Origin of the sequence: Paraburkholderia sp. (genome assembly GCF_050742655.1) — a bacterium.
In the GTDB taxonomy this organism is placed as follows: Bacteria; Pseudomonadota; Gammaproteobacteria; order Burkholderiales; family Burkholderiaceae; genus Paraburkholderia.
Window position 1 is genome coordinate 88,414 of the sequence record NZ_JBOIGG010000010.1, and the last position, 14,908, is coordinate 103,321.

The window sequence follows — 14,908 nt, forward strand, 5'->3', positions numbered from 1 at the left end:
GCCATGCGATGGTAAAACCCCTGCATTACGGCTGTTTGCGCTTACGCGAGTCGTCCGTGCCCGAATCGTCGTCGCCGAATCCTTCGACCTCGACGGTAATGACCCAGCGCCGCCGCGACACGCCCGATGCGGCGTTACGGACGATGTCCTGTGCAATCTGGTTGACTGCAGATCCCACTGAACTCGCCGCAGCCAATGCACCGGCATCTACTGTCGGTGCCGTCTGCAAACCGCTGCTCGGGCCGGCTGCCGTGAAATTGTCGGCATTCGCGACGTGTAGCGCCGCGACGTTCACGCTACCCGACGAACGGACACCAGCATCGCCAGCGTCGACGGTGCCGCGCGGCGCGATCAGGTTCACGTTGCCGACTGCTGCGCCCGGAATGGTCTGCAACGTCGCGATACCGGCGCCGGTCACTTCGCCACGTGCATCGACCGTGCAGTAATGATCGCGATCGCACAGGTACTCCGGCGGCGGCACATCGGCGATGGACTTCGATCCCTTGCCCGCGTTGATGTCGCCGTTCGAACTCCAGATTGTCAAGCCGCCACCCTGCTCGGTGAAGATCCGGCTCTGCGCGAGCAACACGCTCTGATCGGTAAAGATATTGATGTCGCCGTTCTCGAGCGTAAGAATGCCGATTTTGCCTGCGTTGCCGACACTCGGCGCCGCCGCGCTGCTGCCGACCAGCGCTTCGCCGCCAGGGCCGAGAAGCGAGATGGTGCCGCCCTGCTGTGTCTGGATCGTCGAACTGCGAATGTCCAGGTTGCCGGTCGGCACGGGTTTGTTCGAGCCGTTGCTGCCTCCCGCCGTGTCGTTCGACGTGTAACCGAGCGACGCCGGGAACATCGTTGCGATGGCCTGGTAGCCGCGTGCGTATTGCTTGGAGAACGGACTGTTGGGATCGTTGTAGTCCGTGCCGACCGCGGTCAACACACTGAACAATACCTGCTGCGCGAAAATCTGCTGCACGTACGCGGGCAGCGCCTGGAATTCCTTCCATGCCTCGGTGGCGGTCAGTGTGCCAACCGCATTCTGCGCGCTCGTCTTGTCCGCCTCCAGCCCAGTGTCGACGCCCTTGCTCGCGTCGTATTGTTCCATGAACGCGATCAACGCCGGTGTCGTGCTCGGTACGCCAGCTACTGAATGCGAAGGGTCAATATATGTCGCGATGAAATTCGCGTTGTCGATGCCGGGCGCGACGCCGAACAGCACCTGAACATTCGCGCTCTCGTGCGGGAGGAACGGGTTGTTCGCATTGCCGACCGCATTGATACCGGTTGTGCCACCGGGTACCTGAAGCTGGTTTATGAACGGACCGATGTTGCCACCGGCTTCGATATCGAACGTGCCTGGGCCGCCAAGCACGAGTGCGGGTTTTACGTTAACGTTGGGAAGCGAAGTGACGGGCACGTCCTGGATGTTCCCGCCGGCCACGATGCGCGTGACGTCGTCGACGCTCAGATTCTGCCCATTGAACGCAAGATTGACGATGTCCTTGCCGGCATAGAGCTGCGCGACCTTGTCGACGTCGAGCGTCATCAAGCCCTGGTAGATGCCGTTCGCATCCGGTGCGCCGTTGACGATACTGCCATTGAGGCTATAGATACGCACGGGCTGTGTGTCGTCCCCATGCAGTGCGGCGACCTGATGCACGAGGGTAAAGTTGTCGGTCACCAGACCATTCAGATAACCGTTGACGGCATTGATACTGTTGGCAACCGTGTTGGTCGGCGACGGCATTGTCGAGGGATCGACGTCGATCATGCCGAAGGTCGACAACGCGTTAGCCCACACGCCGTTCATCGAGAACACGACCGACTGCGCCGCGATCAAGCTCAGTTCGCCATCAGCAGACGGATACATCTGCCCCGGCGCGTCGATTGCGATGCCACCCGTGAAAGCAGTCAGACTCAGGTTCGCGGGCAGGATTTCAATGGCCGCTTGCGCTCCCTGTCCGCTGGCTCCGATCAGGAACGGCATATCGCCACTCACCCCGACCCCGGTCGACCCGTATGTGACATTACCGGTCGTCGACGCGATGTTCACGGCGGAGCTCGTCGAGTAGCCCTGCGAATCTGCATGCTGCTTGTAGACCAGGGCGTCGACACCCTCGATATACGACGGATTGAAGATGCCGCCGATGTTCGCTCCGGAGCGAGCCGATACATCGATCTGGCCGTTCTGCGTCGCAAGCAGCGTCGATACGGTACCGACCGACCTCGCCTCCCCGCCCAGGTTGGCGAAATAGGTCTGCCCGTCGGAGCCGATCTGTCCGCCAGCCGTGATCGTGCCCGTTCCGTTCGCGACAAAATAATCGCCGCTCAGGATGTCGCCACCCGCCTGCACGACGAGGTTGCCACCGCCCACGACGCGAGGCTGCGAGGTACTTCCGGCCACGTTGCCGGTGTAGGTGGTCGGCAGCGACACCGCGAGATCGGTGATGTTGCCGCCCGCGCTCACCGACACATTGCCGCCGACGCTCATGACGCCCTGGTCGAACGCGCCAAAGTTGATCGACGTCTGCGTAATCGTGCCGGTCGCATCCACCGTGTTGCCGAGCTGCATCCACGGCCACCAGAACTGCGTGATCGATGTGCCCGCAGTGCCCGTCACCGCGCCCGTCGTATCGACGACGTTCTCGATCCCCGTGATGTCGTTCTGCGCGTGAATCGAAATGTCGCCCGCGCTGTCCGGATTGACCGCGGGTGTGATCAGGAAATTCTGCGCGGCCGCCGAGGCCTGGCCCGCTGCGATCACCGACGTCGATCCCTGCGTCGTGCCTGCCGCCGGCGCCCCCGCCGTGTAGATCGCACCAGGCGCCGACGTATCGAGCAATGTAACGTCGTTGGCCGCAGCAATATCGATCGAACCAGTACCCGTGCGGATCAGTGTGGGGGCGACGATCGCGAGCGAGTTCGCCGGGTTGTCAGTGAAGTGACCAGCAAGCGACGTGTTGTAAGTGAAGTGGCCGTCGATCGTGACGCTGCCCGTCGAGGTAGCAGGCTGCAATGCCAACGGGTCCGCGCTACCCAGGTCCGCGCCCCCGACGAGACGGAACGACGTGCTAGCGCCACTGTTGAGCGACGCTGTTAGCAGCGGCAGTGGGTTGGTCGACGTCGCGACAGGAGACGGTGAGTTGTCGACTGGCGCGGGGGCACCCGTGGTAATCGTCGTCGTCGTGGTCGATGATTGGATCAAGGTTGTAAGTACGGCCGGCGGCGGGGCGATAGGTACGACGTTGAAGGCTATGGCTGAATTGGCATTCAGGCCATGCCAGGCAAGCACCGCCTGCGCGTAGGAACTGTAGGCAGCTTCGTACTTCAGCCACGCGTCAGGATCGGCCAGCTGTTCGGCAGCGGTAGGTGGTGTGCCACTGAACGTGGGTTGGCCAGGTGCAACGGGGTTCTTGCTTGCCCCAAAAGTAACCGCCTGCACCATCGCCAGATGAATAGTGGAATTGCGACTTGCACCATTTCCACCTCCGAGTACATCGGCAAGATAGTCCTGGTATAAACCATAGTACTGGGCTACTTCAGCAGGATCGGCATTCGCGGGAAATGTGCCTGCCACCGCCGGCCCTTTTAGATATCCCTTCCAGATGGTACTCGGGCTGTATTTGCCGTTGTACACGTAGTAGTAGGGATCGAGGGCAAACGCCTTATATTCACTTGAAAAGCTACTCGCCGTCGGCGGCGTGATCGTCACCGTAATCGTCGTCTGTACTCCTGGCTGCGTCGGATTCGCAATCTGGAAGAATCCGTCCGTCAGACTCGCTTCCACCTTCACATCGTGTTCCGCACGGAACGTGATGTCAGGTCCTTGCCCTTCGTAGCGGAACGCAAGACTCGTAGGGGAACTGCCTGCTCCGAGATTCCAGTTCGTCTTGATCGCGATGTCGCCGTTGTTGATCGCAGGGCTCGGGTTATCGAGTTCAATGCCTGGTATCGCATGGAAATTCGCGACGCCCGCGAAGCGGTTCTCGAACGTGAAGCCAGGTGCCTCGACGAAGCCCATCAGCGTGCCTGGTGTATTCGTCGTGCCGCTCTGATAGCCATAGAACGTCTGGTGATCCGCGTTCGGCGTAGTCGGCGCGAAGTAATCATTCTGCAGCGCCACCGCGAGCTGATCAGCCGTCATGCTGCCCGGTGTGTACGCGATCGTCTTGCCACTCTGATCGGTGAACGTACCCGCCAGCAAATTACCGTTGCTGTCGTACCAGCCGGCCGGATCGACGATCGAATCGAAATGCTTCGGACCGCTGCCCGGATCAGTCGTGCTCCACACCGCATACGCTTCGAGTGTCGTCGCACGCGAGCCGGCGATCTGCACGCCAGGCGCATCCGCCGACGTCCCCGGCGTGAGCGTCACGTTGACGTCGCCGTTCGCGAGCAGCGGTGCGCGGAAGTTCACGGTACCGCCCGACAATCCACCCGCCGTGCCGCCCGAAACATCGATCTTCGCGCGATTGCCGAGCGTGATCGTGCCGGAGTTCGCCGCCGACACGTCCTCGTACCCATAGGTCGGATTCAGCTGCACAACGCCGCCGACGGTATCGGGCGTCCCGGTCGTCCCAAGATTGACCGTACCGCCGCGCTGGGTCGGACTGGAGCCCGTTGCGATCAGCGAGCCTTCGACATCGACGCCGCTGTGTCCATACAGATCGATCTCGCCGCCCGCGTTACCCGCCGCATTGATTGTCCCCAGCACCTGCACGTTACCGCTCGTCGTAGTCGGCACGCCGGTACCGTCGGCAGTCAGTTGAACCACGTGCGCGGTCAGCGTATTGCCGGCCGACAGCGTCAGGTTGCCTGACTTCGTCCACACCGAGATCGCATCGTTGACGCCGCTCGCGGCGAGTGTGTTCGCGAGACCGTCGAGGTTCACCGAGCCGCCGGTCTCGAGCGAGAACGAGCCGCCCATGTAGCCAGTCGCGGCCGCGCCCTTCAGCGTGCCGCCGAGCTGCACAGTCTGCACCGGTGCAGACAACGTAACGCTGCCTGCCGCGCCGCCGCCAGAAGCTCCGGAAAAGTCGAGCGTCGCACCCGGCTGCACGTTGATCGAACCCGCATCGGCGGTCAGCTTGATTGCGCCGGCCGGCGCGTACGCGGTGACGTCGAAGAATTGCAGCGCGACGCCCGCCGAACTGATGAGCGAACCGGCGCCCACGTTCAGGTCGCCCGTGGTCGCTTCGAGGTTCACGTTACCAGCCGGCGCAGCGATCGTCGCGCCGTTATCGTTCAGCGTGCCACCCGTGAACGACAACTGGCCGCCCAGCGGCTTAAGCGTCGACGCGGTGCCACCCGCGGCATTCAGGTTTAGTGCGCCCGTGGTGGTCACGGTTTCGTTAGAGCCAGTGTCGGCAAGATAGATCGGTGCGGCGAGCGTCACCGGCGCCGCGCCAAAATCGAACGACCCGTTGCCCTGCCCGATGATCCCGCTCGATGCGTTCATCGTCACCGCGCCGATGCCACGGGTGCCCTTGGTGCCCGTGCCGAGATCGATTTCCTTCGCGTTCACCGTCAGCGCGCCGGTACCGCCCGTGCTTGCAGGAACTGCTGTACCGAGTTCATTCGTAAATGCAATCTGCTGGCCGTTCAGCACAACCGAACCGCCGTCGCTGGCGAACGTCGGAGCGCTCAGGTCGACGTTCGGTCCAAACGTGATGTTCTCGTCGCCGGTGAACGTCATTGCGCCACGGCTGCGCAACGTCAGCTGGCTCGTGTTGCTCAACTGCGCAAGCGTGTTCGGTCCGATCACGAAACCGGGCAAACTCGCAGCGCCAGGATCGGTGCGGTCGGTGAACGTGATCGCCGAGCCATCGGCGGCGATCGCCTTGCCCGACAGCGCGACGCTCGGGTCGACTCGCAGGTCACCGGACGAATCAAGCGTCAACGACTGGCCGCCCGACAGCGTCGCACCCGCGCCGACCGTCAGCACACCGGGCACGGTATCGGTCACGTCATTGCGCGTCACCAGCACCTGCGCGCCCTGCGACACGCGCAGCAGCGAGCCGTCGCCTGCGATCGCGCTTGCGCCGGTCGTCGTGTTCGCGTTCTGGCCGATCGTGATCGGCTGATCCGCCGCGGCCGGGTAGCTGCCCGTCGCATTGATCACGCTGCCGGCCGCGATGTCGAGCCCGCGCGATGCGTTCGGGTCGGTACCCGTCGGATCGGTCTTCGTGACGAGAAGAATTTCCGGGCCGCTCAACGGCGACGCGGCGTCGTTGTTCACGACGACGCTGTTCGCGAGCGCGTTGATCGTGATGCCGCTCGTCGTCTGCGTACGCGTGCCGCCGATCAACAAGCTGCCCGCGCCAAGCGCATCGAGCTGGCCCGCACTGATCTGCAGATAGCCGGGCAACGCCGCCTCGCCGTCGCCGACGATCTGGATGTCCTGCGATGCAAGATCGACGTTGGCCGGCGCACCGCCCGTCGCCGCAGCCGAGTTCAGCGTCGCGCCGAGCGTGAGCCCCTGGGTCGCGGCGAGCACCAGTTGCCCACCATCGATCGGCAGACGCGGCGTTACGTTGCCAGCCTTGCTTGCGAGCGCCGGGAAGAACGTGTTCGCGCTCGTCTCCGTGTACTGCGAATACTGCTGCCACACCGGACCCGACTGCACCGTGAAGAGCGTCGGCGTCGCGCTGCGGCTACCACTCAGCGCATTCACCGTGTAGCCCGCGACCACTGCGGTGCCGTCCGGCAGCACGCCCGCCGCATTCGCGGCCGGCGCACTCGGACTCGCCTGCGCGACCACGCGGAACGCACCCGGCAGCGTCGCGTACTGCGCGGGCAGCAGCGTATAGACACCCGCTGCGAGGCCCGGCACGCCCTGTAAATACACGGCCTGCCCAACCATCCCACCGACTGCTGCCTGGCCGACGCCCATCGAGACCGTCTGCGTGCCGCCCGTCGAGGTCGGCTGCGTGACCTGCGCGATCACCGGATCGTAAGCAGCGACCGGCGCGCTGTAGCCCGGCACGACCGCGTACACGTTCGCGGCACCCGGATTGACCGGCACCGCGGTGCCCGACGTGCTGGTCGCGTAGCTGACGTTGTACTGCTGCAGCAGGTTGCGGCTGCCGCCCGTCCCCGCTATCCATTCGGATGCCTGCAGATCGCCGCCGCCCGACAGGTCGATCGTGGCACCAGGGCTCAGTGATACCTGGCTGCCGTTGACACTGACGAGCTTCGCTGGCGGCGCGGTGACGTCCGGCGCTTGCGACGAATTCGTCGCGTTGTATTGCCACTCGGTGCCGTCGACGGTCACGCCGTATGGGATCACCGTGTTGCCGTTCGACACCGACGTAATGCTGCCCGGCGCGAGCGACACCGATTGCGTCGCGACAAGCGGTACTCCGCCGAACAGATTCTGCGTCGCCGGGTCCGTTGCATCGCCGACGCCGAATATCAAGCTGCCCGACGGCGCACGCACCGTGCCTCCCTGAACGATGTGCGTTGCGTCGACGAGCAGGCTGCCGCCCGCCGACAGCGGCACGTCCGATGTGCCGTTCGACTGGAACGTGACGGTGGTCGGCGCGGCGGTACCGGTCGACGGATCGACGGGTGCGACCGCGGCGACGACAAATGTGCTGCCGCTCGCCGGGTAGAGGTCGGCGGCCTTGAAGGTAACGTTGCCGGAGGTGAACAGCGTACCGGGTACCAACGCTGGCGTCGGGCCGTGGTTATTGGTCGACGACAGACGGATATCGCCGGTACTCGCAAACGTTGCGTTACCGAAGTTGCCGAGCTGCAACTGGTTTTCCAGATCGATGAACGACGCGTCGACCTGCAGCGTACCGCCAGCCGCCATCGGTGCCGACGTCGGCACAACGACTGTCGACGGACCCACGAACGCGACGTACGGCGCGTCGATCCGGACAGTCGGCGTGCCGATGTTCGAAATCCCCGAGAGCGACGAAGGCAGCGACGTCGCACCGGCTGCGAGTGCAATGATCTGCGATGTGTTGAGGATTACGGCATTGCCAAGCGACAGGTTGACGTCACCGGCAAAGGCGACCGGCTGCTGGCCGGTCTGCGCCGGCCCGTTGAGCACGAGCGTCGTGATGCCGGAGTTGTCGAGACGATCGGCAGAGAAGCTGATCGCGCCTTTTGACGGCCCGAGATCGTTGCCCGGTGCACTCGCCACCGGCAGAATATCGCCGCTCTGCTGGATGATCAGCACGTTCGCACCAACAGACACTACCGTGCTGCCGTCAGGCAGCGTGGTGGTAAACCCACCGGCCGGATCCGGCAGCAACGTCAGCGTGCCACCCTGCGCAAGTGCCGAACCGCCATGCGCGTCCAGCGTGCCGTTGAAGTACAGACCGGTCGCCGCGCCGAGCGTGATCGAACCCGCGTCGCTCCATACCGGCTGCGACGCGTATGTGCCGTTCGCCTGCAACTGGTCGAAATTCGCGGATGTGCCCGACACATCGATGCGCGCACCGGGCTGCACGATCACCGACCCTGTGTTGTCCGACAGCACGACGTTACCGCCCGCGAGAACCTTGCCGGTCTGCGGCACGGCGATCGTCGACCCAAGACGGACCGGCGCGGCAAGCGGATTGGTCAACGCGATGCCGGACACGTCGAGCACCGCGTTCGGGCCGACCCATACGGACTGGCTGGGCGTCGCGTAGCCGCCGGCTGCGAACGCCGGCTGCCCCGCGAGCGTATAAGCGCTGCCGATGGTGTCAGCGGTCAGCGTGATCGAGCCGCCCGGTGCGACGATCGAACCGAGCACCGTGACCTGGGTCGGTGACCAGAGTCCGATCGACGCGCCCGCGTCGGCAACGATCGACGCTCCCTCGCCGATCGTCACGCCACCCGTCACGTCGGAGTAGACCCCCGGCGGTGTCGGAAACCCGGGGCTGCCCCCGTGCCAGTTCGCGAGATAAGCGCCGCCGGTCATGGTCAGGTTCGTGGCCTGCCGGTGATACGCGTCGAGCGTTCCGAGACTCGTCAAGCCGCCTGCCGTAATGTCGCTGCCGCTGACAGCGGATTGCAGCGCGACCGCATCCGGCAGCAGATTTTGTTGCGTGACCCTCACCGTCGTGCCCGCCGCAATACCGGCATCGTACATCGCGTTTAGCACGTACTGGCCAAAGCCTTGCGATGCAAAAAAGCTGGCAGGCAATACGGTTGCCCACGGCGAAGCGAGCGCCGGATCACCGCCGATCTGAAAGCCGAGGCCATGCAGCGTCAGCGTGCCGCCACCGGAGAAGCCCGCGCTTTTCAGCGTACCGTCGAGCACGAGCCTCCCGGACTCCGGTTCCGTGCTGGGGATAAACACGGTAGGAATATCGTCAGCGTTGTAGGTGCCCGCATAGGTCGACAGCGTGATGCTGCCGCCCTTGCCTTGGGCGATGCCGTTGCTCATCAACAACTGTCCGTTCGCCTGCATCATGCCGCCGCCGGACACGTCCAGCACACTGCCCTGCTGCAGCACGATCGAGCCGGTCGTATCGGTAACAGTGTTATTGGGCAGGTGCGCACTCGCCGCACCGACAGACAGTGTGATGCTCCCGCCGTTGATGTATTCGCTGTCGCCAGGTGCCGACGTGCCGCCGGTCGCCTGCACGTCGTTGTTAACCCATTGGCCTGCGGTGCTGATCACCGCGTCGGGGCCGACCGTGATGTTCGCGGGCGTCGTGCCTCTATTGGAGACACTCTTCAGCGCGAGCGTGATGCTGCCTGAGGGCGCGATCAGATCGCCAAGTACGCTGATCGGTGCGCCCGACGATCCCGTGAGCGTAATCGATCCACCTGGCTGCACGTGCAAGCTCGTGCCGGGTGCAACGACGATACCGCCGCCACTGATCTTGTCCGTCGTCACACTCACGTTCGACATGCCCGCCGCGTTCAGTGTATCGACCGGCACGGTCTGCCACGCGAGCAGGTTGTTGGGGTTGCTGCTGCCGAGTGCGTTGAGCGCTGTCGTGTCGAGCGGTGTCTCGGCGCCGAAGTCCGGCCCAAGATCGCTCAGCTGCGGCGCGGTGTTTTGCAGGATCACGTTGGCTGGCGTACCGGTCAACGTGCCTGTCGGGTCCGCCAACGTCGGGTTCGCACCCAACGCAAAACTGCCACCTGAAGGCTGCGCATTGCCCTGCACCTGCTTCATGCCGGCAAACGACTGCGCGCTGATGTTGCCGTCCAGTACGAGCGCCTGCTCCGCGAACACGTTCAGCGTGCCCGCGTTGCCGCCGACAATGTAGTCCGCCTGATAAGCGCCGCCGGTCAGCAACGGGTTGTACCAGGTCTCTACGACACCCCAGCGTCCATGTCCCTGCGAGAACTGGCCCGCGATCCCTACATAGGTGTCGTACGGACTCGCCTGGCCGATCGGCACGATCACACCGTTCGCATCGACGAGTCGCGTCGTCGCGACCTGGCCGCCGAGATAATGCACGTAGCCGCCGTTCAGGTTCAGCGACGATCCACTCGCGGTCATCACCTCGCCGCCCGCGAGCGTGATCGTGCCGCCGTTGGTCAGCAGTTGATCGACCGAGCGCGGAATCAGGCTCACATAGCCCGCCAGATTCAGGATCGGGCTGCCAACCCACTGCAGGCCGTCCGCGTTGGTCCCCGACAGCGTGCTATCGACGACGACCTTCGAGCCAAACAGGAAGCTGTTGCGCAGCAGCGGTGAATCGGCGAGTTCGTTCTGGCCGATACGTGGAATCGTGACCAGCGTCGACGCCATCGGTTCTGTGACGTTCGCGAGGCCTGAAACGTCGATCGTCGAACCGGTGTCGAGATAGATCCGTCCCGGCGCGACGGTGTCGCCGGGCGCGGTCGTCTCGATACCCGCTTGTACCAGCGCTACCATCGACACCGTCGAACCTGGCGCCTCGATCAGCGAGCTGGGCTGCATCCAGATCGAGCGGCCGGTCAGCGTGATGCTGCCAGGCGTGAACGGCGTGGTAGGACTGGACGTCGCGGTTTCGCCGTCTTCGTCAGGCAGGATCGTTGTGACAGAATCCGGGCCGAACGAGAGCAACCCTGCGCGGCGGTTCGTGGGTGAGGTCACCGGGTCGGGCCCAATGCCGTTACCGCCCGCGTCGATGTATCGCGTCCCGTTGGGACTCAACGCTTTCGCTTCGTCGGTGGCAGAAATATTGATGCTGCCCGGGTAACTGACACCGGTCGTCACACCGACAACACCATTCTGCCGAACGTTCGCGCCGAGTAGCGTGATGTTGCCCTTGTCCGCCTGAATGATGCCGGTATTCGTAAGCGTGCCCGCCGGCGTGACGTCAGTGCCGTTGAACAATATCTGTCCGCTCAATTGCGGTCGCAGCAGTTGCGAATTCGCGGCCGGCGGCAGCATGCTGAGGCCAACGCCCGCGGCAAGTATGGTTTGCCCATTGCTCGTCGTGATCGATCCGGCATTCGTCACATTAGGGGCCGCGACCAGCACGAAGCCACCATCGCTGACCGTGCCGTTCGTGTGCGTCGTGATCGATGCACCCGGCGCGATCGTGATATCGCCGGGGGGCTGATACGCATTCGCCGAGGTCGGCGTCACGGTGCTGCCGAGCCCGAGCACTTCTGTCAGGTCGGTCGATTGCGTCCCGACAAGCCCACCCAACTGCGCCGTGAACTGATTATTGCTGTTCTGAACGTCCGTGGCCGACTGCTTCAACGTGTCGTTCATGTTCAGAAAATCAAGCGACGACGCAACAAGCGAATGCACGTTCACCTGCGAGCCCGCGCCGAACAGAATCCCGTTGCGGTTGATCACATAAACCGAGCCCTGCGCCTGCACGTTGCCGAGAATCTGGCTCGGCGCGGTCGAATTGTTGATCCGGTTCAGCACGACCCAGTTGTTCGCGCCGTTGCTCTGCGTGCCGCCGGACTGGTCGAACGAGAGCGTCGTCTGCCGCCCGACATTCATCGTCTGCCACGTGAGAATCGCGGTCTGACCGTTCTGCTTCACGCCGACATCGACGTGGCCGCTCGAATCGACCGTTTGCGTCGGCAGGTTCGCGTTCTGCCACAGCGTCGAATTGCTCGTTGCGCCCGGCGCGACCTGCAGGCCGCCCGTAGCGAGACCGTTCGGCACATTCGCGGCGGCCACCGCAGCAGCAGCCGCAGCCTGCTGCGCGGCGATCTGCGCCACGATGCTCTGCGCGGCGCGTCCGAGATTCTGGATCGACGGCTGGCTCGCCTGCAGCGCCTGCTGCGGCGACACGCCGAGATTCGGCACGCCCACACCGCCCGCCGCGCCGGTGCCCGTAGCCGCCATCCGCGCGCCGACCTGACCGAGATTCACGATGCCCGCGGCATGCGCATGCGCCGACATGCCGGCCGCCACCATCAGCGCAACCGCGCGATACAGTGGCCGCAATGCGGACTGCGGCAGATGAGCGGGGCGCTGGACGCGCTTCTTGTTGTGATTGAAGCTACGAGCTCGCATCGTCGAATCCCTGAAGCGCAAATAAGCGGAAACCGCGCAGCAGGCGACCCAGCGCCGACTGCACGGCCGATGGCGGGCGCGACAGCCCGCCAAATCCAGAAGAGGTTACGCAGCGACGATGGCAGTCGTATTTACGATGTTACTGACATATCGCACTACGGATTCCTGATAAAAGTACGTACCTTTTGCCATTCTTCCGCCATCCGAACGACACGGACGCGTTCGCTTCACGTTGAAGCAGCGTGTTCGCGCAATGCGTTTGCGACGCGCTCGATCACCGGGCGCCAGTCCCCGGGCGCTTGCTGACGGAACAGCGTGGCTTGCGGGTACCACGGGGTGTCGTCGCGTGCGAGCTGCCAGCGCCAGTCCGGCACGAACGGCAGCAGCATCCACACCGGTCGGCCGAGCGCGCCGGCCAGGTGTGCGATCGACGTGTCGACCGAAATCACCAGGTCCAGGGATTCGACGAGCGCGGCCGTATCCATGAAGTCGCGCAACGCCTCGCCGAAATGCAGTACACCGCTCTGCGCGAGCGCGTCGCTATCGGTTGGACGTACGACTTGCTGCAAGCTCACGAACTGCACGTCGGGCGCGAAGCACTCGGCGAGTTGTGCGAATGCGATCGAGCGGTTGTGATCGTTCGCATGGTCGGGATTACCGGACCATGCGAGCCCGACGCGCAGCCGCGCCCCAGTTTCGCGAGCCACGACGCGTTCGCGCCACTGCGATACGAGCTCCGGGTCGGCGCGCAGATAAGACGAGGCCGGCAGTGGCCCGGCATCGCACCATCCTGCAGTCGCACATGCGAGCGGCAAACTCAGCATCGGACAGTGAAAATCGAATGCGGGTAGCGGCTGACCGTGCGAGATCAGCGTGGCGACACCATCGAGCGTTCCGATCAGACCAATTAACGGCGCCGGCACCTCGAGCAGTACGCGCACACCGTGCTTCGCGGCGACGCTCACGTAGCGGCAGAACTGCAGCGTATCGCCGAAACCCTGCTCCGCATGCACGAGCAGCGTCTTGCCCGCTAGCGGCTGCTGTCCGAGCCACAACGGCCGGTCGAAATGACGCACGCGGCGCGCAGCACCCGGATCGAGCCAGCGCGTTTCATACTCGCGCCAGCCCGGCAAAAAATCGCCGCGCAACAGCATGCAAATCGCGCGCCCTGTCAGCGATTCGGCATGCGACGGCTGCAACGCGATCGCCTGCGAAAAGCAATCGAGCGCTGCGTCGTGACGGTTCAGGTGTTGCAGCGCGCTGCCGCGATGAAACCATGCGGGTGCACAGTCGGGTTCGTGTAGCGTCGCCTGCGTGTAGCTCGCGGTCGCGTCGTCGTAGCGGCCGATCTGCTGCAGAAGATTGCCGCGCACGCCCCACATGTCAGCTCGCGTGGGCGCGGCCGCGAGGGCGAGCTCGTAGCTGTCGAGCGCTTCGTCGTAGCGTCGCAGCATATGCAGCGCCGCGCCGCGATTGCCGAGTGCGTCCGCGTAGTGCGCATCGAGCGCGAGCGCGCGGTCGTACGCGTCCAGCGCATCGTCGTAGCGCAGCAGCCCTTGCAGCGCGTTGCCGCGGGTCAGCCACACACGTTGATCGTCGGTGACGAGCGCGAGCGCGCGGTCGCAGTACGCGAGCGCTTCGGCATGGTGTTGCAGATGCTCGTGCGAGATGCCGCTGCCGAGCAGCGCCTCGACATGCGCAGGCGCGAGCCGCAGCGCCGTGTAGTAGCTGTACAGCGCGAGTTCGTCGCATCCCAGTTCCTGCAATGCAACACCGCGCAGGCACCAGATGTCCGGTGCCTGCGGCTGCAGTTCGAGCGCGTGGTCGTAGCTGCGCAGCGCTTCCTCGTGACGGCCGAGCGCACTCAGCGCGTTGCCGCGATTCACGTGCGGCGGGAACGCGCGCGGCGCGATCGCGATCGACCGGTCCACGCTAGCGATCGCATCGGCGAAGCGGCCGAGCTTCAGCAACGCCTTGCCGCGATTGGCCCATGCCTCCGCAGACAACGGATCGAGCGCAAGCACGCTTTCATAAGCCGGGTCGCATTCGGCGTAACGCTGCAGACCGAGCAGCGCATTCGCGCGCGCGAGCCGCGCGGCGAGGCAGCGGCCGTCCAGACGCAGCGCGCGATCGGCCGGCGCGAGCGCATCGGCGAAACGGCCCTGCGCGTTCAGCACGACCGCGTAGTTTGCCCACGCCCAGCCCTGCTTTGGATCGACCCGCACCGATCGCGCGATCCATTGCTCGGCACTCACCGGATCGCCCTGGCCGAGCGCCACGAGGCCCAGCATCTGCAACGCGTCGAACTGATCGGGCATCAGCGTCCGGACCGCTTCGCACGCGCGCTTCGCGTCGTCGAGTGCGCCTTCCTGATAGTGACGCCGCGCGCGCAGTACGCCTTGCATGATCGCGTCTCGCACGATGCCACCCGGCATCGGTGCGGATGCAGTCGGCGTTCCGGTCCGTTCGTGTCGCATGCGGCGGGGC

General features: G+C 64.5%; 2 protein-coding genes. Both read right to left on the reverse strand.

Annotated elements, in window-relative coordinates:
- Window positions 1-25: 25 nt before the first annotated feature.
- Window positions 26-12,421 (reverse strand): filamentous haemagglutinin family protein, encoded by a 12,396-nt coding sequence (locus ACREXZ_RS15955; RefSeq protein WP_431765066.1) that lies wholly within the window; start codon window positions 12,419-12,421, stop codon window positions 26-28.
- A gap of 227 nt (window positions 12,422-12,648) precedes the next feature.
- Entirely contained in the window at window positions 12,649-14,898 is a 2,250-nt protein-coding gene (locus tag ACREXZ_RS15960; RefSeq protein ID WP_431765067.1) for a tetratricopeptide repeat protein, read from the reverse strand.
- Window positions 14,899-14,908: the final 10 nt, after the last annotated feature.